The organism is Paenibacillus sp. GCM10028914, from assembly GCF_042666275.1.
Taxonomy (GTDB): domain Bacteria; phylum Bacillota; class Bacilli; order Paenibacillales; family Paenibacillaceae; genus Paenibacillus_AQ.
Map to the genome: position 1 here is coordinate 366,707 of NZ_JBHTFO010000017.1, position 24,520 is coordinate 391,226.

At 43.0% G+C, this 24,520-nt stretch carries 27 protein-coding genes; 14 read left to right on the plus strand and 13 right to left on the minus strand.

Features of this window, described 5'->3' with window-relative positions; translation table 11 throughout:
* Window positions 1-6: 6 nt before the first annotated feature.
* From sufU to ACFQV5_RS19165, 5 genes are all read right to left on the minus strand, one after another.
* Complete coding sequence (gene sufU / locus ACFQV5_RS19145; protein WP_379248967.1) at window positions 7-438, minus strand: Fe-S cluster assembly sulfur transfer protein SufU; 432 nt, start codon at window positions 436-438, stop codon at window positions 7-9.
* Window positions 428-1,648, minus strand: a complete 1,221-nt coding sequence (locus tag ACFQV5_RS19150) for a cysteine desulfurase (protein WP_379248968.1) — start codon at window positions 1,646-1,648, stop codon at window positions 428-430. The genes sufU and ACFQV5_RS19150 overlap by 11 nt, the downstream gene beginning before the upstream one ends.
* Window positions 1,645-2,949, minus strand: coding sequence for a Fe-S cluster assembly protein SufD (gene sufD, locus ACFQV5_RS19155; protein ID WP_379248969.1), 1,305 nt, complete (start codon window positions 2,947-2,949; stop codon window positions 1,645-1,647). The genes ACFQV5_RS19150 and sufD overlap by 4 nt, the downstream gene beginning before the upstream one ends.
* A 22-nt stretch (window positions 2,950-2,971) precedes the next feature.
* Window positions 2,972-3,754, minus strand: a complete 783-nt coding sequence (gene sufC, locus ACFQV5_RS19160; RefSeq protein ID WP_379248970.1) for a Fe-S cluster assembly ATPase SufC — start codon at window positions 3,752-3,754, stop codon at window positions 2,972-2,974.
* 447 nt (window positions 3,755-4,201) lie between these two features.
* A complete protein-coding gene (locus ACFQV5_RS19165; RefSeq protein WP_379248971.1) occupies window positions 4,202-4,678 on the minus strand; it encodes a Dps family protein in 477 nt (158 codons plus the stop codon).
* A gap of 294 nt (window positions 4,679-4,972) precedes the next feature.
* Between ACFQV5_RS19165 and mtnK the strand changes: the two genes are divergently transcribed.
* Together mtnK and mtnA are read left to right on the plus strand one after the other, a co-directional pair.
* Window positions 4,973-6,196: an S-methyl-5-thioribose kinase gene (mtnK, locus tag ACFQV5_RS19170; protein ID WP_379248972.1), complete on the plus strand. Its 1,224-nt coding sequence runs from the start codon at window positions 4,973-4,975 to the stop codon at window positions 6,194-6,196.
* On the plus strand, window positions 6,193-7,281 hold the full coding sequence (gene mtnA, locus ACFQV5_RS19175) for an S-methyl-5-thioribose-1-phosphate isomerase (RefSeq protein WP_379248973.1): 1,089 nt from the start codon (window positions 6,193-6,195) through the stop codon (window positions 7,279-7,281). The genes mtnK and mtnA overlap by 4 nt, the downstream gene beginning before the upstream one ends.
* Window positions 7,282-7,339: 58 nt before the next feature.
* On the opposite strand, the gene ACFQV5_RS19180 is transcribed toward mtnA, so the two are convergent.
* Window positions 7,340-7,642 (minus strand): YunC family protein, encoded by a 303-nt coding sequence (locus ACFQV5_RS19180; protein WP_379248974.1) that lies wholly within the window; start codon window positions 7,640-7,642, stop codon window positions 7,340-7,342.
* A 185-nt stretch (window positions 7,643-7,827) separates the two neighbouring features.
* Between ACFQV5_RS19180 and ACFQV5_RS19185 the strand changes: the two genes are divergently transcribed.
* On the plus strand, window positions 7,828-8,379 hold the full coding sequence (locus tag ACFQV5_RS19185; protein WP_379248975.1) for a hypothetical protein: 552 nt from the start codon (window positions 7,828-7,830) through the stop codon (window positions 8,377-8,379).
* A 72-nt stretch (window positions 8,380-8,451) separates the two neighbouring features.
* Here the strand turns inward: ACFQV5_RS19185 and ACFQV5_RS19190 are convergent, their stop codons facing one another.
* Window positions 8,452-8,832: a DUF423 domain-containing protein gene (locus ACFQV5_RS19190; RefSeq protein WP_379248976.1), complete on the minus strand. Its 381-nt coding sequence runs from the start codon at window positions 8,830-8,832 to the stop codon at window positions 8,452-8,454.
* Window positions 8,833-9,029: 197 nt separating this feature from the next.
* Here ACFQV5_RS19190 and ACFQV5_RS19195 point away from each other — a divergent pair, with 197 nt between their 5' ends.
* The 5 genes from ACFQV5_RS19195 (at window position 9,030) to ACFQV5_RS19215 (ending at window position 12,310) form a co-directional block, all read left to right on the plus strand.
* Entirely contained in the window at window positions 9,030-9,449 is a 420-nt protein-coding gene (locus ACFQV5_RS19195; RefSeq protein ID WP_379248977.1) for a hypothetical protein, read from the plus strand.
* A 263-nt stretch (window positions 9,450-9,712) separates the two neighbouring features.
* The gene (locus ACFQV5_RS19200) at window positions 9,713-10,177 is read left to right on the plus strand and encodes a hypothetical protein (protein ID WP_379248978.1); all 465 of its coding nucleotides are present in this window, start codon (window positions 9,713-9,715) and stop codon (window positions 10,175-10,177) included.
* Window positions 10,167-10,541 (plus strand): hypothetical protein, encoded by a 375-nt coding sequence (locus ACFQV5_RS19205; RefSeq protein ID WP_379248980.1) that lies wholly within the window; start codon window positions 10,167-10,169, stop codon window positions 10,539-10,541. The genes ACFQV5_RS19200 and ACFQV5_RS19205 overlap by 11 nt, the downstream gene beginning before the upstream one ends.
* 6 nt (window positions 10,542-10,547) lie before the next feature.
* Window positions 10,548-11,873 (plus strand): glutathionylspermidine synthase family protein, encoded by a 1,326-nt coding sequence (locus tag ACFQV5_RS19210; RefSeq protein ID WP_379248982.1) that lies wholly within the window; start codon window positions 10,548-10,550, stop codon window positions 11,871-11,873.
* A 32-nt stretch (window positions 11,874-11,905) separates the two neighbouring features.
* A complete protein-coding gene (locus tag ACFQV5_RS19215) occupies window positions 11,906-12,310 on the plus strand; it encodes a DUF350 domain-containing protein (protein ID WP_379248983.1) in 405 nt (134 codons plus the stop codon).
* A gap of 88 nt (window positions 12,311-12,398) precedes the next feature.
* Here ACFQV5_RS19215 and ACFQV5_RS19220 read toward each other — a convergent pair whose 3' ends face one another.
* Window positions 12,399-12,980 carry a TetR/AcrR family transcriptional regulator gene (locus tag ACFQV5_RS19220; protein WP_379248985.1) on the minus strand — a complete coding sequence of 194 codons (582 nt, stop codon included), beginning with the start codon at window positions 12,978-12,980 and terminating at the stop codon, window positions 12,399-12,401.
* Window positions 12,981-13,017: 37 nt separating this feature from the next.
* Window positions 13,018-13,719 (minus strand): MBL fold metallo-hydrolase, encoded by a 702-nt coding sequence (locus ACFQV5_RS19225; protein ID WP_379249452.1) that lies wholly within the window; start codon window positions 13,717-13,719, stop codon window positions 13,018-13,020.
* A gap of 277 nt (window positions 13,720-13,996) precedes the next feature.
* Here ACFQV5_RS19225 and yhbH point away from each other — a divergent pair, with 277 nt between their 5' ends.
* From yhbH to ACFQV5_RS19245, 4 genes are all read left to right on the plus strand, one after another.
* Window positions 13,997-15,157 (plus strand): sporulation protein YhbH, encoded by a 1,161-nt coding sequence (gene yhbH / locus ACFQV5_RS19230; RefSeq protein ID WP_379248987.1) that lies wholly within the window; start codon window positions 13,997-13,999, stop codon window positions 15,155-15,157.
* Between the two features lie 384 nt (window positions 15,158-15,541).
* Complete coding sequence (locus tag ACFQV5_RS19235; RefSeq protein WP_379248989.1) at window positions 15,542-17,548, plus strand: acyltransferase family protein; 2,007 nt, start codon at window positions 15,542-15,544, stop codon at window positions 17,546-17,548.
* Window positions 17,549-17,785: 237 nt separating this feature from the next.
* Window positions 17,786-18,298 (plus strand): SEC-C metal-binding domain-containing protein, encoded by a 513-nt coding sequence (locus ACFQV5_RS19240; protein WP_379248991.1) that lies wholly within the window; start codon window positions 17,786-17,788, stop codon window positions 18,296-18,298.
* Window positions 18,299-18,341: 43 nt separating this feature from the next.
* Window positions 18,342-19,178 (plus strand): sulfurtransferase, encoded by an 837-nt coding sequence (locus ACFQV5_RS19245; protein WP_379248993.1) that lies wholly within the window; start codon window positions 18,342-18,344, stop codon window positions 19,176-19,178.
* 197 nt (window positions 19,179-19,375) lie between these two features.
* On the opposite strand, the gene ACFQV5_RS19250 is transcribed toward ACFQV5_RS19245, so the two are convergent.
* The gene (locus tag ACFQV5_RS19250) at window positions 19,376-20,119 is read right to left on the minus strand and encodes a Crp/Fnr family transcriptional regulator (RefSeq protein ID WP_379248995.1); all 744 of its coding nucleotides are present in this window, start codon (window positions 20,117-20,119) and stop codon (window positions 19,376-19,378) included.
* A 108-nt stretch (window positions 20,120-20,227) separates the two neighbouring features.
* On the opposite strand from ACFQV5_RS19250, the gene ACFQV5_RS19255 reads away from it, so the two are divergent.
* The gene (locus tag ACFQV5_RS19255) at window positions 20,228-22,003 is read left to right on the plus strand and encodes a Kelch repeat-containing protein (RefSeq protein ID WP_379248997.1); all 1,776 of its coding nucleotides are present in this window, start codon (window positions 20,228-20,230) and stop codon (window positions 22,001-22,003) included.
* A gap of 52 nt (window positions 22,004-22,055) precedes the next feature.
* Here ACFQV5_RS19255 and ACFQV5_RS19260 read toward each other — a convergent pair whose 3' ends face one another.
* A complete protein-coding gene (locus ACFQV5_RS19260; RefSeq protein WP_379248999.1) occupies window positions 22,056-22,286 on the minus strand; it encodes a helix-turn-helix domain-containing protein in 231 nt (76 codons plus the stop codon).
* Between the two features lie 18 nt (window positions 22,287-22,304).
* The gene (locus ACFQV5_RS19265; protein WP_379249001.1) at window positions 22,305-22,922 is read right to left on the minus strand and encodes a DUF2975 domain-containing protein; all 618 of its coding nucleotides are present in this window, start codon (window positions 22,920-22,922) and stop codon (window positions 22,305-22,307) included.
* 284 nt (window positions 22,923-23,206) lie between these two features.
* Between ACFQV5_RS19265 and ACFQV5_RS19270 the strand changes: the two genes are divergently transcribed.
* On the plus strand, window positions 23,207-23,650 hold the full coding sequence (locus ACFQV5_RS19270; protein WP_379249003.1) for a hypothetical protein: 444 nt from the start codon (window positions 23,207-23,209) through the stop codon (window positions 23,648-23,650).
* Window positions 23,651-23,800: 150 nt separating this feature from the next.
* Here the strand turns inward: ACFQV5_RS19270 and ACFQV5_RS19275 are convergent, their stop codons facing one another.
* Window positions 23,801-24,472: a stalk domain-containing protein gene (locus ACFQV5_RS19275; RefSeq protein ID WP_379249004.1), complete on the minus strand. Its 672-nt coding sequence runs from the start codon at window positions 24,470-24,472 to the stop codon at window positions 23,801-23,803.
* Between the last annotated feature and the right edge of the window lie 48 nt (window positions 24,473-24,520).

A 24,520-nucleotide genomic window follows, 5' to 3' on the forward strand; every position in this document is an offset into this window, starting at 1 on the left:
TCGTTCTTAATGTTTCTCTTCTGTACCGTCTATTCCTTTTCGAAGTGCATTCCAGGCAAGTGTGGCGCATTTAATGCGTGCTGGGAACTTATTCACTCCAGATAGGGCTTCGATATCCTCGTAGTCGTTGAACTCTACCTCTTCGCCTTTCATCAGGGAAGAGAATCTGGATGCCATTTCAATCGCTTCCTCAAACGTCTTACCTTTAACAGCTTCCGTCATCATGGAAGCAGAAGACATACTGATCGAGCAACCTTCACCCGTATACTTGGCATCTTTTACAATACCGTCTTCTACTTTCAATTGTAGTGAAATCCGGTCTCCGCATGTCGGATTATTCAAATCAATCGTCACAGCGTCGTCTTCGAATTTCCCACGGTTACGAGGATTTTTATAGTGGTCCATAATAACACGTCTATACAAATCGTCAAGTTGCATCGCCAAAATACTCCTTTGTCTGAATTAAGGCGCTGACAAGCTGGTCGACTTCGTCCTCTGTATTATACAGATAAAAACTTGCACGTGCAGTGGATGATACCTTAAGCCAGCGCATCAGCGGTTGGCAGCAATGATGACCAGCACGAATGGCAATCCCTTGTGCATCTAGCACAGTTGCAACATCGTGAGGGTGAACATCACCAAGATTAAATGTGACCAGACCAACTTCCCGCTTACGCGGACCGTATAAGCTAATACCTTCAATCTCACTAAGCCGATCCATAGCATATGTCGCCAATCGACTTTCATGCTTTTCAATTTCGTCCATGCCGATCTCTTCCAGAAAATCAATCGCTGCTCCGAGACCAACAGCTCCGCCAATAATCGGAGTGCCACCTTCAAACTTCCACGGCAGCTCCTTCCAGTTCGATTCGTAAAGACCAACATCGTTGATCATCTCTCCACCGAACTCTATAGGATCCATTCCTTCCAACAGCGCCTTTTTACCGTATAGAGCACCTATACCGGTTGGAGCACACATCTTATGCCCTGAAAGAGCATAGAAGTCACAGTCCAAATCTTGAACATCAACTTTCATATGCGGTGTGCTCTGGGCTCCATCGACAACGATCACCGCACCATGACGGTGTGCAATCTCAGCAATTTCTTTTACCGGATGAACTACACCCATTACATTAGATACATATGCAATAGCCACAACCTTAGTTCGATCCGTTACGGTATTCTCTACATCTTCCAGTGTAATCGTACCATCTGGTTGAATCGGTATATATTTCAGCGTGGCACCGACGGCAATCGCCGCCTGCTGCCACGGAATGAGATTACTATGATGCTCCATCTCCGTCAGAACGATTTCATCACCTGGCCCGCAGACAGAACGAGCATACGACGAGGCGACCAGGTTAAGGGCAGTCGTCGTACCGCGGGTAAAAATAATTTCCTCCGTGCTTCTCGCATTAATGAAGCGTGCTACCTTCTCGCGTGCTCCTTCGTACGCATCAGTCGCACGACTTCCAAGTGTATGAACGCCACGGTGTACGTTAGCATTCTCCCACTCGTAATAGTGCTTCACGGCATCGATGACAGCACGCGGCTTCTGAGAAGTTGCGGCATTATCAAGATACACCAGCGGATGTCCGTTTATTTCCTGCTGTAGGATGGGAAACTGTTCTCGGACGTTAGCATTCATTGTCCCAGCTTCCTTTCAACAAGCCCTTGAAGCTGATCGCGAAGTCCTTCCAAAGGAATCTCGCTAACAACCGGTGCCAAGAAACCGTAAATAATTAAAATTTCAGCAGCCGAACGGGAAATACCACGGGACATCAAATAGTAAATTTGTTCTTGATTTACTTGTCCAACAGATGCAGCGTGACCTGCAGTAACATCATCTTCATCAATCAGAAGAATCGGGTTTGCGTCACCACGTGCTTTTGGACTAAGCATCAGTACACGTTCCGTTTGCTGTCCGTCAGATTTCGTAGCACCCTTCTCAATTTTCGTGATTCCGTTAATAATCGCTTGAGCCTCTTCACGCATAACTGCACGTGTAATCATTTGGCTCGAAGTATTTTTACCGAAATGACGAGCTTGTGTCGTATAATTAATCTTCTGCGAACCGGAACCTACAGCAATAACCTTCGCATCAGACAAGGAACCTTTTCCTTGCAAAATACTCATCGTATCACTTGCTGTATCGCCATCATTCATTTCACCAACAATCCATTCGATGGATCCATCGTTTTCTACAACTGCACGGCGGTATATGATATCTGTCGTTTCTGAAGTAAACTGGTGAACAGATGCGAAACGAACTTTAGCTCCGTCTTTAACAAATACTTCAACAGCTCCGTTATGAGTTACATGCCCTGACAAACCGTTGGAAAGATAGTTGTCTACATAAGTAACGCGGCTGTTGGTCTCAGCAACAATAAGTACGTGAGGAGCAAACAGTGCTTCTGCATCATCTGTCAACATAACAGCTTGCAGTGGTACTTCTACCTCTACGTTCTTAGGAACATACAGGAACACCCCGCCGTTCCATGTTGCCGCGTGTAGGGCTGCAAGTGAATGTTCATCACTCTTTACAGCTTGGTACAGATAAGGCTTCACCAGTTCTTCATGCTCTTTAACAGCCGTTTCTAAATCTGTGAAAATAACACCTTGTGCTGCAAGTTCTTCAGAAAGCTTAGTATATACTGCCCCTGAATTGCGCTGGATAACCAGTCCGCCTTCTCTTGAACCTTCGACAAGCTTTGTAGCTTCCTCTGGAAGATCATCAAAAGATGACAATTGCTCATTTTTCTTATTTTCACCATATGCTTGGATATTCCAGCGATCGATCCGCTGTTTCTCCAGCTTAGGCAGTTCCAACTGGCCGGCCAGTTCCAGAGCTGCAAGGCGGCTTTCCGTTAACCAAGCAGGTTCCTGCTTGCTTGCGGACAGTGCCTTCAAATCCTCAGCGTTGACCGGAAGAATCGTTTGTGTTGTCATTTCGTCTCCTCCTCCCGTCTATTTACGCTTCTTGACCTACAGTTTCGTCAGTAATGCCAAGCTCTTCTTTAATCCAATCATAACCTTCTGCTTCCAAACGTTGTGCAAGTTCAGGACCACCGGATTTAACAATGCGTCCTTGCATCATCACGTGTACATAATCTGGAGTAATATAGTTAAGCAAACGTTGATAGTGGGTAATGATCAAGAAACTGCGATCTTCCGCTTTCATTGCATTAACACCGTCAGCCACAATTCTCAAGGCGTCGATATCAAGTCCGGAGTCGATTTCATCCAAAATAACGACTTTCGGCTCGATCATCATCATTTGCAGAATTTCATTACGTTTCTTCTCACCGCCGGAGAAGCCTTCGTTCAGGTAACGATGAGCGAATTCAGGATTCATCTCAAGCTCTTTCATCTTACCTTCCATTTGACGGATAAATTTAATGAGAGAAATCTCATTACCTTCACCGCGGCGTGCGTTAATCGCACTGCGAAGGAAGTCGGAATTTGTTACACCAGCGATTTCGCTTGGATATTGCATAGCAAGGAACAGTCCTGCCAATGCGCGCTCGTCTACTTCCATTTCGAGCAAGTCTTCACCGTTCAAAGTTGCGCTGCCTTCTGTAACTTCATATTTCGGATGTCCCATTAAAGCAGATGCTAGAGTACTTTTACCTGTTCCGTTCGGTCCCATAATGGCATGGATTTCTCCGCCATTCATCTCCAGGTTGATACCCTTAAGTATTTCTTTGCCTTCGATTTGTGCTTTCAAACCTTCAATGACAAACTTCGTTGACATGTTATATTCCCTCCGCCTTATAAAGTTATAGTGGTATTGTATATCTGATAACAGGATTGGTCGCCCTGATTTATCACAAAAACTTATTTATAATTATTCTAAACTGATTCTCAGTGATTCTCAAGTCATTTTATAATAAACGGTACTTTTATTCAACCGGACAGGCTTTTGTGTGATATTTGTCATTGCAATCATTATAAAAACAGGCTCGACCGATGGATGCGGCCAAGCCTGTTATTTTATGACCTGTCAGCCGTAAAGCTGAACGCTGTAATTCGCACACTCTCCCTTTGGAGCAGCGTCTGGTACCGTACTTCAAACGCATTCGTCACCAGACGGTTGTTACATTCTAAAGGTTAAGGCGACAGTCGTACCTCACAGGTCTTCGTATGATTTAACATAAATCTTGAACTTTCGAACCTCTTATCGTACTAGCAGAACTCAGTCTTAATCTAGAAAAGAGCGAAGCATCCACATATGTTTTTCGAAGTCCGTTTTGAAGCCTGTCAACATATCAGAAGTCGACATATCTTCAGCTTTTTCAGTCATATCAATACCCTCTTGAAGCTCCTCAGACAGCGTTGCTAAGTCCTCTACGAGCTGCTGTACCATCCCGCGAGTATCTTCATTTCCTGTGGCTTCTTGAATTGTGGATAGCTCAAGATATTCTTTCATCGTCGCAGCCGGCTTCCCTTTGATAGCCAGCATACGTTCAGCCACCTCATCCATTTTCAAAGTGACTTCATTATACAGCTCCTCAAATTTCACATGAAGGGAGAAGAATTGCTCACCTTTCACATACCAATGATAGTTATGGAGCTTCACATAAAGAACATTAAGATTCGCTACCTGCTGGTTCAGAAATTGCTCTACACCAGCGTTTTTAGTTTTGCTGTTTGTTTTGCTTGAGCCTGTTTTAGCCATAATGAATCCCTTCCTTTTCTATATGATTCACCCTCTAATGAAGTACATGAAGATTCCCGATCGTATCTTTCGGCAGTACAATATTACTGTCCCACCATATTTCTTCATTATTATGTGTTTGGAATAACCGGGCGTCTATTTGTAGTTTACCCCAGCAACCATTCTCCGAATCAAATTATGTACTCGGTTCATTGTTAAAAAATTGTACAAAATGCTAGCTTTCCCGGTATACTAATTATACCTACTAGAAAAGTTGGCTTTTGTTCTTTCTATTATATATGGAGGTGACTATCGATGTCCACATATCATTCACTTAACAATGAGGAAGCCATCTCGCTTGCAAAAAGCATCCCTGGCATCTTCTCTGAAAGCACTGTACTTAACTGCAGGGAAATCGGTGATGGAAATCTCAATCTCGTATTTCATGTAACGTCGGAAAATTCAACCGAAAGCATCATCATCAAACAAGCCGTTCCTTATGCAAAAGTTGTAGGGGAATCATGGCCATTATCCCTTGACCGAGCGCGTATAGAGCGCCAATCTTTAGAGATACAACACCGACTATGTCCTGATTTGGTTCCACAGGTCTATAGCTATTCGGATGATCTAGCATATACAGCTATGGAAGATTTAAGTGAATACACCATTATGCGAAAAGGATTGATTGACGGCAATATCTATCCCAATTTCGCGGAGCATATTGGACAATTTCTCGCAAGAACCTTATTCTTCACTTCTGACTTAGGCATGAACCAACAGGAGAAGAAAGAACTTGCAGGTCGATTCGTTAATCCTGACCTCTGTAAAATAACAGAAGACCTCATCTTCGAAGATCCTTACCGCGCATCTGCAAACAATAACTATTCAGCCAGCATCGAAGATGAAGCAGAGGCGCTCCGAAATGATATTCCCCTTCATTTAGAAGTAGCTTTGTTGCGAGAAAAGTTTCTAACACATGCCCAAGCGCTGCTGCATGGTGATCTGCATACGGGAAGTATATTCGTAACAACGGAATCCACCAAAGTTATCGATCCCGAATTCGCTTTCTTCGGGCCCATGGGTTTCGATATCGGAGCCGTCATTGGAAATCTATTGCTTAACTATGTAGCTCAACCAGGGTGGAATCAAAACGGCGAGGATCTGACAATTCGGGAGGATCGCTTGCTTGAAATGGCTAAAGACGTATGGACGAATTTTGAATCTTCCTTCCGCACTCTGTGGAATAATGAGATTCTAGATGAAATGTTTCAAACACCAGGTTACCAGGATCATTATCTGACAGAATTACTACGAGATACTGCCGGTTTCGCTGGATGTAAAATGATACGTAGAATTGTCGGACTGTCTCATGTCGCAGACATTGATGGCATTCAAGATGATTCAGTACGTGAAGCAGCTCAGCGTAAGGCACTTGCTATCGGTAAAAATCTAGTTCGACACAACCGAAGTGTTAATTCCATATATGATATACTCAAGCTAGTACAACTAGCATCTACTGAAATCGGGGTGTCGAAATGAGCAATACGAACACAATGACAGATACAACAACAGGTCCGCTAAGATCTCTAGATTGGGGTGGCGATCACCTTATTATGCTGGATCAGCGTCTTTTACCGGGGGAAATTGTAAATCTCAAGCTTTATACCCCAGAAGACGTATGGGAAGGAATTCATTCCATGAAGGTTCGTGGTGCTCCTGCTATAGGCATCGCAGCAGCATATGGTGCTGTTCTGGGTGCTCAAAGCTTTACGGGCAACGACTCATCCGAGTGGGTAAAGCACGTCTATAAGATTTGTGACTACCTTGCTACATCGCGTCCAACCGCAGTCAACTTATTTTGGGCGCTGGATCGTATGAAGCTCGCAGCTGAGAAACTATCAGCAGACGCCTCAAATGATAATAATATCGCTAATCTAACAGATGGCTTACTTGCTGAAGCTCATGCCATTCGTCTAGAAGATGAGGAAGTATGTAGACAGATTGGAGAACATGCACTCCCTCTTATTCAAGAAGGAATGGGTATTCTTACACACTGCAACGCAGGTGGGCTTGCAACTGCAAGATATGGTACTGCTCTTGCTCCTATGTATCTTGCTCATGAGAAAGGCATCTCTTTCAAAGTTTTCGCTGACGAAACAAGACCTGTCCTTCAAGGTGCTCGGCTTACGGCGTTTGAGCTTCAACAAGCTGGAATTGATGTAACTCTTCTAGCAGATAACATGGCAGCTATGGTCATGTCCAAGGGATGGATACAGGCTGTTATTGTTGGAACGGACCGGGTTGCAGCCAACGGTGATGTTGCTAACAAGATTGGAACCTACGGGGTGGCCGTGCTGGCGAAAGCACATGGTATACCTTTCTATGTAGCTTGTCCTTTGTCTACAATCGATTTGAACACACCGACAGGTGCCGACATTCCAATAGAAGAACGTCCAGCTGAGGAAATCACTGAAGGATTCGGTAAACGTACTGCCCCAGCTGATGTTAAAGTATATAATCCTGCATTTGACATTACTCCTCATGAATATGTAACAGCGATCATTACGGAGAAGGGCATCATCGAGGCCCCATATTCAGATAATCTGAAAGCTCTGTTTTCCTAAAACAGCTGAATAAGCACGTTAAGGACGATTCCCTGCCGAATCGTCCTTTTTTTTGGTATTATAGCATCCGGATGATCGCATCTTTACCTTTCAAACCAGGGTGAATCCCCCATTTCTCTGCTTCAAATGTAACTGACTCCAGCGGTGCCTCAAGCAGATCTTCCAGCGTTCTAACACCAACAGCCCGACCAGCGATAATCTGGCGATCCGAAAGTTTTTGGTTAAGAAGTCCTACATCCAAAGCACCACACATGATATATCCACGAGACGTATAAACCGCAAGCAACGTAGTCTTGGGCAGCTTTACCTCAACACCCATAACGGTATGTCCCTCTATGTCAATTGGCAACAGGGTAACCATGAAACACACCTCCCCTCACATGGTTAAGATCATGTGTATTCCAAAGGATTCGGTATGGTGCGAATGTCTCTACATAAAAAATGGATTTTCATGAACATATACATGACATTAGGACTATCAAAATCTGTCAGGTATGATATAGTTGTGTATAGGAAAGATTTTGAAAGCTGGTGAACCGTATAGCTATGAATAACAATGCAACTACAGATGATAACGGTTTTTTATTTAATGTTGATATTTTAATTAAAAGCCCTTCTAATGCTCTAGCCTTGCAACAACTGCTTGAGATGCTGAATCAGACGGAGGAAGTCATTGATTTCCGTGTGAAATCAGGATTAGAGCTTGGTGAAATTATCGACAGTTTGGTACAAGCAAAAATGCGTTCTGTCATATCTAAAGTTTCTAAAACTTCTATGTTGAATGACTCTTCGTCTGCTAATAGTGTAAGTCCCCCTATAAGTACCCAGAAGAATCCGAGCATACCTCTAAAGAAAACAAAGCCTGTTGACAACGTTTCACAATCTACTAAAGGCGATCCCTACGAATGGATTAAAATATATTCTAAGGACAACCGCCTGATTCGATTAACGGCCAACCGAAATGGCAAGCAAGTTAGTCTGCCTTGTCGTATTCTCAACTACGATGACAATACTCAAATCATGAATGTTTATCATGTGGATGAGAAACAGGTCTATACTTTTAATGTGAACGAAATCGATGAATTTAGTGCTAGCTAATAATTCTCACAAAAAACACGGCTCCGCCTCCCCTATTCGGGTAGACAAGCCGCTTTTTTGTATGTAACGCTCTTATACTTTTTTTCTAGACAATGCCGAAGACATAAGAATAAGCCAGCCAGCAATAAAGGATACGCCACCAATCGGTGTGATCGCACCAAGCCATTTAACACCACTTATACTCAGCACATATAAGCTTCCTGAGAAAATAATAGTTCCTGCGATAAACAGCACGCCTGCCCAGAATAATTTTCTGGATTCACCGAACAAACCTGCCGCAAGTCCTGTAATAATAATGGCAATACCATGAATCATATGATACTGCACTCCGGTTTCATAAACTGCCATAGCATCTACACCGATTCTATCTTCCAGCATATGAGCACCGAATGCGCCGATTGCGACAGACAAAGCCATAATAACGGCTCCCCATGCCATAAATGTTTTCTGCATCCTGTGGAACAACTCCTTTTGACGTTTGCGAGTACAAGGCACACTCCAAAATATTCACTAATATTTAGTTTAACTGATCGTATAGAGGTTTACCACTGCTTAAACGAAAGGAAAACACTTGATTTCAAGGCTATTATGTGAAAGATTAGTACAGATACTATTCTTAACGAATTACTGATAAGGAGCGAAGCCAATTCATGAAAAAGCAGCCCCCATCCAGTCCCGCGGAGTCAAAGGAACCCTCGCAGCAGCCTAAGATTACATTTATACCCCCAGTGGAGAAGAAGCATTCCGGACTTGGAATTACATCCTTTATCCTTTCCGTTATCTCATTGATTGGTTACATCATTATGGCTTCTTTAGGCAGTGTTATGCTTCAGGCCTATGTCACTCCAGAAGGCGTTCATCAACCAACTCAGGAAGCAATCGAAGCGATGACATCGCTTGCTGCCGTATTCTTTATCATCGCTGGTATTAATCTCATTGGATTCATTCTTGGTATGGTAGGCGCTTTCTCTAAAAAACAGAAAAAATCATATTCTATTATCGGTGCAATCATTAACGGGGTTGTACTGATCACGATACTAATCATATTCTTGGTTGTATTAAACGGATAATCGTTTAGAGAGGCTGTCCCAATAGGACAGCCTTTCTTGTTGGATGCTAAATTCACTGAATCTTTTTATGGCAGGTGTGCGTATATCCCGTATATAATATCCAAGCAAGTTAATATCAGGATACAAAAAACGAATAAATTGTACCTTCAGTTAAAGCGTCTATCCAACCGTATGTTGCTTTGAGGTATATCTTTTGTAATCCGGAGAATTACAGAGATTATAAAGAAAGGAAGGTAATTGTCATTTATTATTTATTAAAATATGTGATTTGGCCGGAAGAACAACGTGAAAAATCGAAGTTGATTGATGAATCATCTGTATCACAGGATGAGCTATTTATTAGAAAATTAGTTGACGCTACACTGTTATCCGATCAACTGTATATCCATTTATCTCATGAAAGTGATGATCAAGCAGGAGAATTAATCTATATTACTCCCTTTAATTCCGAGGATCTGGAAACCTACGGTAATGCTGTGGAATCCACCATTAATACAAATTCCGTTGTTTCTTCAAGAGTCGAGTATCTGTTATGGAATGGAGCTTCATTTCAAGCACCACAGCAACTTTTTCCGTTACCAACGTTCAAACGAGATATTGCCGCTTATCTTCTCAATCATTACTTGGTATTCAGCAATATCACTTATGAAGTATTATTTAGCATTTATGACAAGGCCAAAGACAGGGTTTTACTGTTTCTGAAGGAGGCTGAAAGCGATGAACAATAACAGCAATGCTGGTTTAATAAAACACAACACAGGCATTCATCAAGTGCCTGCTGAACCTATGGAGTCTGCCTCTTCTCCATCTTCTGCCCCAGGTTCTAAAGTAAGGCTCGCTGCATTCGCCTTGATGCTGTCTGTACCAGCGACCCTGACCGGATGCGGTCAAAGCTATGAAGAATGTGACCCAAATATTGAATACTGCGAATATAATTCGTCTGGAGGCTATTACTACTATAACGGTGGATCCGGCGTTTATCATGGTTCAGGTACACCTCTTACCCGCTCTCAAAGCGATTCCATCCGCTCTTCTAAAAGCCATAAAGGATTCGGTAGTGGCGGCTCAAGCGGTATAAGAGCTGGAGGCTGATAGACCGTGAATCATTGTACAAGGCAAATCTACTCCCTAGGATTAACCCAAGAAGCCGTGTATGCAGGTGAAACCTCTAATATTGTGCCGTATCACCGTATGTATGGAAAAGCATACTGTCTCCCTTCAGTCTCTCTTTATACTTCAGAAGAAATAGCAGAGCTGAGCTTCGCTTCAAAATCGATGGATGCTATATTCCGTAAAACATTGCGTTTTGTACAGCGCTATATGCCAGACCATTATTTGACCCACCAGCTGGGTATTCCACCTTCACTTCTGCCGCTAGTGCGTGAGGAAATTCCTTTAAGCGGTATTACGAGACAAGATTGGATTTTGGGGCCCCAGGGGTTAAAAATCATTGAGATTAATGCGGACACACCAACAGGCATCCCCGAATCAGCTTATCTGGAAGGGCAAATTGTTCAGAAACATACTTCCTGGGAAGGACCTTCGGGTAATCTTGCGAACCTTCTAGCAGAAGAACTGCTCGGTTTCACTAATTATTATAAGAAGTCTGGACTTAAGCCGTCAGTGACATTCAGCTGTTACGATTGGCATCAAGAGGATCGGTTCAACACATTTTATTTAATGGAACAGCTACGTAGGATGGGTGTTACTGTCCACTACGCCCCACTGGAAGAACTTGAGATTATCCCTGGTAAAGGACTTTATCATAACGGGCGCCAGATTGATATCTGGTACCGACTTTATCCGCTCGAGTATCTTACGGAAGATCGTGATGAGACTTCAGGGATTCAGGTTGGTATAGCACTTCTGGAGTTGGTTGCTCAAGGTAAGATCGGACTGATCAATCCGGCTCAAAATTTCATCATGCAGAGCAAGGGCTTCCTCGCGACACTATGGTCGCTGTATGAACGAAATCATCAGACCTTTGAATACTGTGGATTTACATTGTTCGAACCTGAGGAACTTGCTATGATCTCAACTTATTGTCTGCCGACCTATTTCACTGCAGAGCCATTCGAACTCAAAGATATTCCCTATGCGGCCAAAAGTTACTGGGGTCGTGAAGGTAAAGGAACTTCGCTGCACGGTAGTGAAGACCCTTACTCGATGAAAAACAATCCTGAATTAGAAGAAGACGAGGAATTAATCGCATATTACAACAATCAACCGAAAATTTATCAGCAGTACTGGACCATGCCTTTAGCACAGGTCAATACGGAAAAAGGTACATATAACGGCCATCTCCTAACTGGAGCTTTTGTTGTAGGCGGCCAATTTGGCGGGGTTTTGTCCAGAATTGGTGACAAAGTAACAGGAGACGGTGCTTACTACTGCCCTGCCGCGATCATTCCTGCAGAACAATAAATGAACTATTTTTTTATAAGGAGGACTTCGTTTTGGAAACGTTCGGCTCTGATATTCTCAATGTCTTGATTGGCCTAGTAATCATTATTGGTATACTTATCGTTGGTTATTTCGTATTTAGTTCCCTGACCCGCTTCAATGACCGCAAAGAAATCGCTGGTGGAAATGCAGCAGCAGGTCTTTACATGGGAAGCAAGCTCCTTGGTCTCTGTATTATCGTTGCAATGGTATCATATAGCTCTCATTCCTGGTTACAAATGATCATTTGGTCCGTGATTGGGATGGCCATCCTATGTCTCGTCTATTTGATCTTCGATTGGATCACACCACAGTTTAAGGTGTGCGATGAAATTGAAAAGGGTAACTTAGCCGTAGCCCAGCTTCTCAGATCTATTATTATTGGTGTTTCCATCGTTGTAGGCACTTTTTTAATGTAAAAATAACTCAAAGACATCCTAAGCCCACCCTAGCTTACATTCCATGTAGGCTAAGGTAGGCTTTTTTGTTGTCTGTAAAGAAGAACAATCATTTTTTACCTTGAAGATAACGTGTATGAAGTCCAGCTAAAAATGTATCAATCATATGCATGATACTGTCATCTAGGTCAATCGGTAATCCAAAGCCGCCTTTTTGTTCCAAAGAAGCAAAGCCATGCAATAAACTTCTTAAGGATCTAGCAACATGGATCGAATCCGTTTTTTCCAAATGGTATGCTTCAAGCACCTGTGTAACTAAATTGACAATCTCTTGACCAACCTTAGCCAGCTCTTCATCCTGATCTATTGAGGACATTAGAGTGACTTCATACAGACCTGGATGCATACGAGCAAAACCAATATAGGCTATCGCCATTTCACGTATTGCTTCATCACCTGAACGGCCAATTGCAGCACGCATGAGAACAGATAGAAGTTGCTCTAGACCATATACAGAAAGTAACTTTCGAATTCCGTTCAGGCCATCAAAGTGATTGTATAAAGATGGAGAACGAATCTCCAGTTTCTGAGCTAATGATGTTAGCGTCAGTTCCTCTACTCCGCCCGTATCAACGATTTCCGTCGCTGCAAGTATTATCTTGTTTAAAGTAATTCCATTTTTAGACGCCATAATCGTTACTCCTTCTTCATATGTGTTTATGCAAGAATCAAACCCGCATCCCCTCTGAAATGGATTGAAACATCGCTTTTACCGGATTCTCAATCATAACGCCATGACCAACAGCAAGCAGTGTAGGCTGAAGTTCACTTAACTTCTTGGCACTCTCCAATGCAGTAGGCTTATGCCAAGTGGCCATGGCTGGAAACGGAAAACTTAGCTTTAATTGGCCTGATACGGCAATGCCTCCACGTGTCTGGAATGCATCGCCTGCTATAAGTATGCGGTTTCGAGTATCAAGAAATACCATTGAGCCTGGGGTATGTCCTGGTGCATCTACAGCAATCAGAGATTCAATACGATCTCCATCTCGAAGCAGCACATCTGCTTGAGTCTTTATCTTCTTTGGTATACCGCCTCTTATCGGTACATTCGGTTCCGTTGGAAGCAAAGAAGTATCTCCACTTAATAAAGGTGCATCTCGATGAGATATATACACGGTGACATCTGGCAACCGCTCCTTGAGTGCATCAAGTGCTCCCACATGATCTTCATGTGCATGAGTCAACACAATACGGCGAATCGGCTTACCAATTTGACTTGCCACAAGCATAATTCCTTTGAGACAAAATGACATTCCCGCATCGATAAGTGTCAATCCGTCCTTCTCTTCTACAAAATAACAGTTCACGGGAAAAAGCCTTGGAAGGAATGCGAGTTGATACGTGGTTTGAATTTTTGTAACTTTGATGAAAACCACTCCCATGCGAATTAGTATAACACTCTCATTCATTAACAATATTTAACTTTAAACTAATTTGATTAGTCTGTAAACAAATTTAATTAATACTTTAAGATTAAATCTTTGCCACAAACTATTACTATTAGTTTTAAAAATAGTCCAAGCTGAAATAGTCGTTCACCCCCTCATACACTCACATAACGGCAGGACGCGAGAATATAATGAGATACTACAGACCTTATCACCTTTATTTAAGCAAAAGGCCGAAAGTGGGAGGTGCCTGACCGTGAAAAAAGAAGATTCCCTGTCGTTTGTCGTATCCCGTGAAGATTGGTCGCTCCACCGTAAAGGTTACCAGGACCAAGTTCGCCATCAACGTAAAATAAAAGAAGTCATCAAGCAAAACCTTCCTGATCTCATCACCGAGGAGAACATTATCCTCTCCGATGGAAAACAGATCATCAAAGTGCCGATTCGCAGTCTTGACGAATACCGGTTCATTTATAACTTCCAAAAGCAGAAACATGTTGGGCAAGGAGATGGTGACAGTCAAGTTGGCGATGTATTGGGACGCGATAATTCACAGCAGTCTCCAGGGAAGGGCGAGAAGGCCGGCGACCAGCCAGGCAAAGATGTCGTTGAGACAGAGATAAGCATCGAGGAACTGGAAAACATGTTATTTGAGGAGCTGGAACTCCCCCTGCTTCAACCCAAGGATAAAGAACAGATTGAAACGCAATCGATTGTCTTCAACGATATTCGTAAAAAAGGTATCATGTCTAATATCGACAAAAAAAGAACGATTCTGGAAAACCTCCGGCGAAACGCGACTACCGGAAGTCCCGGAATCCATCACATCAGTCCTGACGATCTGCGTTATAAAACATGGGATGACAAAGTCATACCTGAATCAAGTGCGGTGATCATTGCCATGATGGATACATCCGGTTCCATGGGCTCCTTTGAAAAATACTGTGCACGCAGTTTCTTTTTCTGGATGACCCGGTTTCTTAGACGACAATATGAAAAAGTCGACATTGTATTCATTGCACATCACACTGAAGCGAAGGAAGTTACTGAAGAGGAGTTTTTTACACGAGGCGAAAGCGGTGGCACGATTTGTTCCTCTGCTTACCTTAAAGCACTTGAGATTATTAATCGCCGTTATCCTCCGGCCCACTACAACATCTATCCTTTTCACTTTTCAGACGGTGATAACCTTACATCCGACAATGAACGCTGTGTCAAACTAATTGGGGAGTTGCTTAAAGTTAGCAATATGTTCGGATACGGTGAAGTAAATCAATACAATCGAAGCAGCACGTTGATGTCAGCGTATAAGAACATTAAGATGGATCAGTTTCTATTCCATGTGATCAAGGATAAAAGCGAGGTTTACGAGGCACTTAAAACATTTTTCCGTAAAAGAACAGGAATCTCCGTTTAGTAAATATTGGTATAAGGGAATTACGATTAAGAGGGGGGTTATGGCCTCCTCTTCTTTATGAACCGCCTTAAGTTAGATAACAACGACCTGCCACACCTCTTCCCTATTTGAATTAATTTGACGCTATAGTTAATTAAAATTCTGTCTTTTTATTGACATCGCTATGTATCCTAGGCTTTACCTTTTTGTCATCTCCTTTTCACGTTGGAATGCTAGTATAAAACCTACGACAACATGTTTTGGAAAGGGAAGATTTACACATGTTCCAAATGACTATCTTGACTAACGGCATCCAGACGTTTGTGAATATGAACTTCACTACGGGAACCCGGCAATTAATCGACAACATCTTATGCAACTCAAGTAAGACAGAGGTGATAACCTGTGTCTGAACCGCTGAAAAAGCAAACCCGCTACATGCCGGGACTGGATGGTCTCCGAGCTTTAGCCCTCATCGGTGTTATGAGCTATCATTGGGGCTTTGATTTTGCACCAGGTGGTTTTTTAGGAGTTAGCATATTCTTCGTTCTTTCAGGTTACTTGATCACGGATATTCTAGCCTCACAATGGCGCAACTACGGACGGATCGATCTAAAAGATTTCTGGTACAGAAGATTCCGACGCCTTCTGCCCGCCATGTTTACAATGCTACTCATCGTTGTAGCTTGGGTCACCCTATTTGATCACACTCGGTTGTCATCGCTTCGCGGAGATGTTGTCGGCGCCGTAACTTACATAAGCAACTGGCAATTTATTTTTCAAGATATATCTTATTTCGATGCTTTCGGTCCTCCATCTCCACTGGGACATATGTGGTCTCTTGCAGTTGAAGAGCAATTTTACCTATTATGGCCACTCATTATGTTGATCGGCCTATATTTATTTCCTCGACGCGGTCAAATGTTTCAATTCATCCTGGTACTTGCGGGCATCTCTGCATTGGCTATGGGGCTGATTTATGATCCCGGCAGCGATCCGAGTCGTGTATATTTCGGTACAGACACACGGGCTTTCGGACTGTTGATCGGTTCCGCTCTCGCCATTGTTTGGCCTAGTTATAAGAGAACGTCTACGACATCACCTATCGTTCGGATCAGTCTGGATGTTGTTGGTATAACTGCACTATTGTATGTAATATATATGATGCATAATACCGATCGTTACGATGCTACCTTGTATCAAGGAGGCATGGTCATTCTCTCCCTTACTGTTGCTGTAGTCGTAGCTGTTCTTGCTCATCCGGCATCATTGCTCGGAAAAGTAATGGGCATAAAGCCACTCCGCTGGATCGGGGTTCGTTCGTACGGTATTTACTTATGGCATTACCCGGTTATCATTCTTACAAGCCCTAATGGAAGTCCAATAGAGAATAGCGCACTACATACAGCTTTACAGATTGTTGCCAGCGTAATTCTAGCCTCTCTATCTTGGAAGTATATCGAGGAACCTATTCGGCACGGGGCTCTTAAAGTAATGTGGTACAAAATACGTCATCCACAGTGGCGCCCAGGACTAATCTCGCTGAAAAACTGGATCATTGCTTGCAGCACCCTGCTGTTGATCGGAATTTCTTGCACAGGGATGATGACAAGTATATCTGGAGCTACAAATACAGAATCGGCGTTTGAGGACATGATTGTATCACCTGATGAACCAGTAACGATACCAAATCAAACAGTTCCGGAAACACCACCGCTTACACCTGACCCAAACAAGAATACAGAGAATCATTCTCCAGATGATAGCGTGTCACCACCAGACAGTCCACCTTCATCAGGACAGCAGCAGAATCAAGAGGAACTGGTCCAGAAACCAAACAAGAATCCAGCTGAGGCACCAGAAGATAAACCAGAACCGAAAGACCCCGCTGTAGATCAATCCTCAACTCAGGGGGGGCAAACGGATAAGAACTCCAAACCACAAAGTGGGAAATCCATCACAGCCATCGGCGACTCTGTTATGCTTGGTGTTGCCCCTTATCTGGAAAAACAGCTACCGGGAATATTCATTGACGCCAAGGTTGGTCGGCAAATGGCTCAGGCAGAGGATCTTATTCCGGGTCTTAAAGCGAATGGGCGCCTAAATGGAACGGTTATCATCGGACTTGGTACGAATGGAGCTTTTTCCAGCAAGAAACTGGAGTCCCTACTCGATTCTCTCAGTTCCGCTAAACAGGTTATTCTTATAAATACGAAGGTTCCACGGGATTGGGAACGTAGTGTTAATACCATGTTGGCTGAGATTAGCCAACAATACCCGAACACCACGCTTGTTGATTGGCATGCTGCGAGTAAAGACCATCCGGAATATTTCAGACCGGATCATGTACACCTAGAGCCCTCAGGAGCTGCTGCCTACACGGCACTTATCATGAGTGCAATCAAGAAGTAAACGATCTGAACTTATACTTATTATTTAGAAATAAATATAAATATTACCATAAAAGTCTTATTCCCCCTCTTTAAAATAGGGGAATAAGACTTAAATTTTGTCTTTTTTTATAATAAAGTATCGAAAATTAGGGTTAAACCCAAGTAAACAGGTGGTCAAAAATAAATTTATCTTTTATGATGATATAGATGCGAAAATAACTAGCTATCCGAAACAACCAATTGAGGAGTGAGTTTTTTGAACAAGATAGGTAGAAATGATGCCTGTCACTGCGGCAGCGGCAAGAAGTATAAAAAATGTTGTCTAGAGAAAGACCGCCAGGCAGAAAGACAGCCCCATCATATCGAACCTTCCCATGAAGAGAAGCAAGCGATGCTTAATGCACCGTCAAATATGACGGAGTTCATGGCAGCGCTTAAGGATATGAAATGGGATAACGAATCGTACCGTCAGTTAGCGGAGGAACTATTCCCGCAGCTATACAAGGACTACGAGCATAAAGAGGATGAGAAATTATTCGTTCTTTATAACGCGCTCATTATTTGGAACGGCTTCTGCCGTAAGGAGTCTCCGCGATTCCGCAAGCCAGGCGGCTTCAAAGCAGCTTTGGAGCAACTTTTCACTAAAGCTCTCGACATTCCAGTCACGCAGGCTGATCTTGCTGCAAAATATGAAGTGGCTACCACAACATTATCCAAATCTTCAGGTCAACTCAGCGAATTTATGGAGCAGCTGACCGTATCTCAATAGATATGCTTCACTTGCACATTCTATCAAAGGCGGTGCAATTTTGATGAAGAACATCGTATCCATGAAATGGCTGCTAGCCAGAATGTACGAATCGGATATCGTTATCGTTGATTGTCGCTTTACATTGGGACAGCCCGATGCTGGAAGATTAGCATACGAGAAGGCGCATATCCCTCGCGCTGTATACTTGGATCTGGATAAAGACCTTTCCTCTTCGCTTTCATCACATGGTGGACGTCATCCCATGCCGGATCTGCAAGTGTTTGCCGGTAAACTCGGCCTCGCGGGTATTGATCATGATAAACGTGTTGTCATCTATGATGATCAGGGTGGAATGGTCGCCAGCCGGCTTTGGTGGATGCTGAAGTATACGGGACACAAAAGCGTTTATGTGATGGACGAAGGCTTTACAGCTTGGAGCCAGGCAAATTTCCCGGTTACAGTGGAGACGCCTGTTGTTATCCCGGTCCGTTATGTGCCAGATGTGCAAGCGGATATGCTTGTCGATGTCGACACGGTTAGACAGGTCCTAAAGGATGACACATCCTATCTGATTGATTCTCGGGAGCCTCGTCGTTATGAGGGCCTAGAGGAACCTATTGATCCTGTCGCTGGCCACATTCCAGGCGCCGTGAACTACTTCTGGAAAGACCTGCTCGATGATCAGGGAAAATGGCTTAGCATAGAAGATATCCAGAAACGCTTTGCGTCTGTTCCGAAAGACAAGGATGTTATCGTCTATTGCGGTTCAGGTGTATCGGCCTGCCCGAACGTGCTCGCACTAAACGAAGCTGGTTTGAAGAACGTGAAGCTATATGGAGGTAGCTGGAGCGACTGGGTTTCCTATCCGGAGAATCCAGTGGCTACAGGAATTGAATAATATGAAAGAACCCACGCAAAGCGTGGGTTCTTTTTATTTGGGCTATGGCGACATACTCTCAGTAGTTTGAATTTGATATAACCAGAATGAATTTCGAGGATACAAATAGGGACCGGGAACAAGATGCTTTCCCGGATATAGAACGAGCGTTTGTGTTCTGGAGCACAAATTATCTGTTGTTTGCTATACAGAACAATTTAAAGAGAATTGGTATCATATTTATGGGCGGAATGCCAAACGCGCCTTTCTGCACTATCCTGCTGTACACCCGCGATGGATTGTAGAATCTCCAGTTTCAAAATATGAATTTGCCTTTTTATTAAACATATAATGCCTTCAGTTTGGAACTCTTGAAGCACTCTTGCTGCTGATTCTCTGCCTACGCCAATCATATGTGCAAGGTGCTGCTGTGTAATTTTCCAATTTATTAGTAAACTCTCTTCTGTTTCAATGCCAAAGTTGGAGTACAAATCTAGCAATAAATTAGCCACGCGCACCCGTGTGTCCAAAAAGGCTAGATATTCAAGTTTGCGATCCGCCTGCGTAAGCCGCTCACTAAGTATGTAGATGACTTTGCGTAAAATTTCAGGATACCTTTTCACGATCTCTTCCATATCATGACGTTTTATCATCCAAAGCTTTGTTGGCTCAATGGTGGCTACAGAAGCAGTACGTTGATTGTCATGATGGAATAGTTCCAATTCTCCAATGGCTTCGCCAGGAAACTGATGACCGAATATAATCTCGCGGTTATCATCATGACGATAGATTTTGAGGGCACCTGACTTAATAATAAACATTTCATGTCCTTCTTCGCCGTGAAAATATAGGATATGCCCTTTCGGATAAGACCTTATGGTGAATTTGGATTCAACATAGGCTCGGTCTTTCTCGTCAATCAGTTCTTTGAAGAAGGGTGTGTCTGCAACAGAGTTATACATACTGGTAAGACTCCTTTGATGTGGTCGCTTCATTATTTTGCTTGGAAATCTAAGTCTATTCTAGCATATCCGAACTATTCTATTAGCACATAATAAGGTGGGATAACGATGAAAGAATCTTCAAGAATAATTACATTATGTTTGTTATTATTTTCGATCAGCCTAATTACTGTAACCTCCGAAATAGGAGCCAAGGAAAAACTGGATTATTACAACGGGAAATGGATGAATGGTCCATCATTAAATGTACCACTCGACTATACCAAAGTGATTCAATTGAAAGATGGAAAGCTGTTAGCATACAGTCCGCGGCAACTCGATCCTATTAGTCCACAAGTTTATGATCCGGCAGCGGATAGATGGATTATGTTAAACAAAGCTCTAAATATTGAAACTGCAATAGCGTTATCTGATGGCCAAGCCCTCATTGTGGATAAGCTGAGTTCTGAATATGTATTCTATTTACTATCCCCCAGTGATCTATCCTTGAAAGAGCTTGCCCGTAGATCCAATAAACAAGATGACACTCGTCTTATGTTAGATCAAATCGCTCAAAAGTATAATGTTTGGAACCAAATTACTGATATTTCAGACATACTTGAACCGACGAAAACCAGTCAGGAAACGATGAGAGAGGATATGAATGAACTCATTCAAGGATCAAGCCATTGGAAATACATTGATGCAGTAGCTGAAAACTCTGGTGAAGTTATTTTTATGGTAAGAACTCAAGAAGTAGATAACCGAAAGAGTTCCTATTCTCTAACCTTTTCCAACATGGATGAAGTCATCAAGCCTGTTCGACTCCATTTACAGACAAAGAAGTGGGATCTTAGTGAACAACCGATAGACTTCAAATTGGTAGGCTCTTCATTGGTACAATACAATATATTGATGAATAATGAGATCTTGCTTACACAGTACAAGGCTGGGGTTATTTACAATATAGAAACGAAGCAGCGTAGAACAATGGCATCATACCCAACAACATCTGAATTGCAACACCTAGAATTTGCTGGCACACTGCCAAACGGTGATGTTTTATTTGCTGGCGGCTGGAAGAATGTTACCAAGCAGTCGTCTGATAGTTATATTTACAGTATTCAAAATGACAAATGGAGCAAGACAGCAAGTCTACCGGAACCAAAAACCAGTTATGCAAATCTCACTCTACCCAATGGCGATATCATGTTAATCGGGGGATTGAACAATGACGCCTATGAAGCCACTCTAAAAACAACTGTAATATACAAACCTAAGGAACGAAGTTGGGTCAAAGGACCGGAACTGTTACATAACAGAGATCAAGCTGCCGCTGCATTACTATCTGATGGCCGAATTATGACTATCGGTGGCATTTCTTATATTAAAGAAGATCTGTTTACTACTGAACTGATGTATCCGGCAGGTTTACAGCTCGTTCAAAGCTCTGAAGCGAAAAAAGCAGCTAAGTGGAGAGCCGACAATAGCCTTTTGCTAGAGAAGATCCTCAGTAAATACAAATCTGAGCTTCTGAAAGAGAGCAATATGAAAAAAAACACCAAAGTATTTATTGATTCAGATGGAAGCGGTGTCCTGTTTATTACAAAGGGCCAGTATTCGGACAGTTTCTTTTTGAAATATGCGGATAACAAAACGACGGAAATTTACCTTAGAGTATATAAAGAAGGAAAACTAAGCGAGACATCGTCCAAAATAACAAGTGATTATTTAAAAGCGAAAGGAATAACCACTAATAATAAAATCACTAGCCTCCTGAGCTCACCAGGAAAGATTAATAATAATAAGATTGAGTCAGGAGGTCATCTGTTCACAATAAGCAGAAGCAAGGCTTTCTCTGGATCAGGAGAAGATTCTATAAAAATAATAATTCAAAAACGTTAAAGCCGTAGAGATCCCATGCAAAAAAAACGATTGAAGTGAGGATTCTTCCCCTTCAATCGTTTTCACAATTGTCGCTATCGGCCGGAACATATTCCAGAATGTCTCCTGGCTGACAGTCCAGAATTTCGCAGATCGCTTCCAAGGTGGAGAAGCGGATCGCCTTCACTTTCCCCGTCTTCAGATTGGACAAATTGACGTTCGATATCCCTACCTTGTCAGCCAGGTCATTTAATTTCATTTTTTTGTCGGCCAGAACTCGGTCCAGACGTATAATAATCGGCACAATCATCAGTCTCCATTCTCATAAAGTCGAATCATGCTCTTCCTGCAGAAGAGCCCCGTATTTGAAAATCTCGGAGACGAACAGCACTAGTATGCCGATGATAATTCCGATTAAAGAGATACCGCCCAGATTGATTGAGAAGATGCGAGTAACGAACAGGCAGATCAGAATATTGAGAACGAGCTTCGCCAGCAAAGAATACAGGATAACGACGATTCCCAGCCTTCTCAGACGGGCTGCATTCGCCAAGCTAAACGGACTACTTCCACTAAGTATGCTTCCTATTATATAGCGAAGCTGGCCGATCGAGTAGATGTAGGTACAGAAGACAAGCATGGCATTGGTCAAGCTGACGACCAGATAAGCGTTCTTGGCATCGAACATCTCGGGATTGATTGGTTGAAAATAAGTGAAAGGCACCATGACGCTCTTTGTCACCGTATCCGATAACGGTACTGAAAAGAACCAGTGCGCGATTCCCTTCTCTGCAGAGAACAGCTCCTGGGGCTTCAATCCAATCCATAAATTGAAACAGACGATTGCAAGAAGCAGCCCTATTCCTCCCCAGTATCCAATCTGAAGCACTGTGTGCATTCTTTTGAAGCCAGGTTTAGCTTTGAATTCGATTCCGTTCATGCGCAACCTCCTTTTTTTGGGAACTTATAACAATATATTAAGTGATTCATTCATGAAAAACAATAATTATTTAATGATAAACATTAATTTTTTGGTAAATGCACCACTTGGAGCACGAAGGGCTTCAGGTGGTTGTTTATCGTGATTGAACGTTCACAGAGAGGAAAGAAATAGGAACCTCAGACCCTGATTTTACGTAGTAACACATGTCTATGGGCTTGGTATCAAGCAAGAATTTCTGTGTCGTCATATCCTAATGAGATCCGTTGGAAGAGGTGACTATAATGCCAGATCAATATCATGGAACAAATTCAGATCTGCAATTTCCGAACAGCATTCTCAATATCAACCGCAAGCATGTTCCTGCTCTTCTATCAGCCATGCACCTAAAGCAGCAAGATATGATTGCGGAACAGCTGGCGGGTACAGATTATGCACTTCCTCTGCTCATCGCTGTAGAAGCAGCGCAGCAGTGGGAAGCAGAGCTGGCTGAAGCAGCGCAGCACTGGTCACCGCCGCTTTCCCTTGATCTGTCGCTGTGCTCCATCGACTGTGCAGAGGAGTATATCCATACTCCCGAACGGCGACGGCTGCTACACTTCTGGTTTTATTCCGAAGATGCACCTGCCGACTGGATGGAGGGATACAGTAAGCACTTTTTCGACTTTTCTGTGATCATCGATGCCGATTTGCTGACCTTACAAAAAGTATCCGGACCCAGCCGGTAGCTGGGGCGATTGGGTGTCATATCCGGAGAATCCAGTGGCGACAGGGAAAGAGTAATATGCAAGAACTCGCGCGGTGCGCGGGTTCTTTTTTTTTCATCTAAATTCAAAATGCGCAAAAAAGAAGACACCGACAGGTGTCTCCTTCTCAACTTATTTATAATAAGAGGTTGTTAACGGGATAAATACAGAACCGCCCTTCTCAACATCGCCATGCACGAACAGTGAATCCACTCCGGCGATATTGACCTCAATAGTGATCAGGCCATCTTCTACCGAAATATCCTGCTTTTTCAACACTGTTTTCCTGTTGCTATCCTGTACCTCGAAGTCTGTAATGTCCGAACCGATCGCCGCCACTTGAAGATACAGCTTTTGATACTTCCCTTTCGGATAAAGCATAAACGAGCTTCCGCGGGAGCCGCTTCCATTGTCAAAGTATACCTCTTTATAATCCTTGCCGTTGTAAACCGTCATGCTCGGATCCTTGGTATGGTAGGACGAATCGAATCCTGCCGCGATAGAGACGCCTTCGGACTGTTCGCCCAAATGAATCGTATTGGATTTTCCGTCAAAATTCACGGTTACGCCCAAGAGGTCGGATATCGCCCGGACTGGTAAATATGTAGTATTGTTATAAGTAATGGGAGTAATAACTGCGCCGCTGCTGTTTTTAAGTTGAACGGATTGTCCATCCACTTTGAACTTGATGCCGGGATTTAGGTAAGCTTTGATTTCCTGAAGATTGGAACCGGCATAAACGCCTGTACCAAGACACCCCAGCATAGCTAAGGAGGTTAATGTAATTGCCACCTTCTTTTTCAAATCGCAATCCCCTTCCAATTATTAAAATTTTAAGATGAATTAGGGAGA

Coding starts and splice junctions, on each gene's coding strand:
- sufU (WP_379248967.1), bottom strand. CDS start 438: ATGCAACTTGACGATTTGTATAGACGTGTTATTATGGACCACTATAAA.
- ACFQV5_RS19150 (WP_379248968.1), bottom strand. CDS start 1,648: ATGAATGCTAACGTCCGAGAACAGTTTCCCATCCTACAGCAGGAAATA.
- sufD (WP_379248969.1), bottom strand. CDS start 2,949: ATGACAACACAAACGATTCTTCCGGTCAACGCTGAGGATTTGAAGGCA.
- sufC (WP_379248970.1), bottom strand. CDS start 3,754: ATGTCAACGAAGTTTGTCATTGAAGGTTTGAAAGCACAAATCGAAGGC.
- ACFQV5_RS19165 (WP_379248971.1), bottom strand. CDS start 4,678: ATGGCTAAAACAGGCTCAAGCAAAACAAACAGCAAAACTAAAAACGCT.
- mtnK (WP_379248972.1), top strand. CDS start 4,973: ATGTCCACATATCATTCACTTAACAATGAGGAAGCCATCTCGCTTGCA.
- mtnA (WP_379248973.1), top strand. CDS start 6,193: ATGAGCAATACGAACACAATGACAGATACAACAACAGGTCCGCTAAGA.
- ACFQV5_RS19180 (WP_379248974.1), bottom strand. CDS start 7,642: ATGGTTACCCTGTTGCCAATTGACATAGAGGGACATACCGTTATGGGT.
- ACFQV5_RS19185 (WP_379248975.1), top strand. CDS start 7,828: ATGAATAACAATGCAACTACAGATGATAACGGTTTTTTATTTAATGTT.
- ACFQV5_RS19190 (WP_379248976.1), bottom strand. CDS start 8,832: ATGCAGAAAACATTTATGGCATGGGGAGCCGTTATTATGGCTTTGTCT.
- ACFQV5_RS19195 (WP_379248977.1), top strand. CDS start 9,030: ATGAAAAAGCAGCCCCCATCCAGTCCCGCGGAGTCAAAGGAACCCTCG.
- ACFQV5_RS19205 (WP_379248980.1), top strand. CDS start 10,167: ATGAACAATAACAGCAATGCTGGTTTAATAAAACACAACACAGGCATT.
- ACFQV5_RS19220 (WP_379248985.1), bottom strand. CDS start 12,980: ATGGCGTCTAAAAATGGAATTACTTTAAACAAGATAATACTTGCAGCG.
- ACFQV5_RS19245 (WP_379248993.1), top strand. CDS start 18,342: ATGAAGAACATCGTATCCATGAAATGGCTGCTAGCCAGAATGTACGAA.
- ACFQV5_RS19250 (WP_379248995.1), bottom strand. CDS start 20,119: ATGTATAACTCTGTTGCAGACACACCCTTCTTCAAAGAACTGATTGAC.
- ACFQV5_RS19255 (WP_379248997.1), top strand. CDS start 20,228: ATGAAAGAATCTTCAAGAATAATTACATTATGTTTGTTATTATTTTCG.
- ACFQV5_RS19265 (WP_379249001.1), bottom strand. CDS start 22,922: ATGAACGGAATCGAATTCAAAGCTAAACCTGGCTTCAAAAGAATGCAC.
- ACFQV5_RS19270 (WP_379249003.1), top strand. CDS start 23,207: ATGCCAGATCAATATCATGGAACAAATTCAGATCTGCAATTTCCGAAC.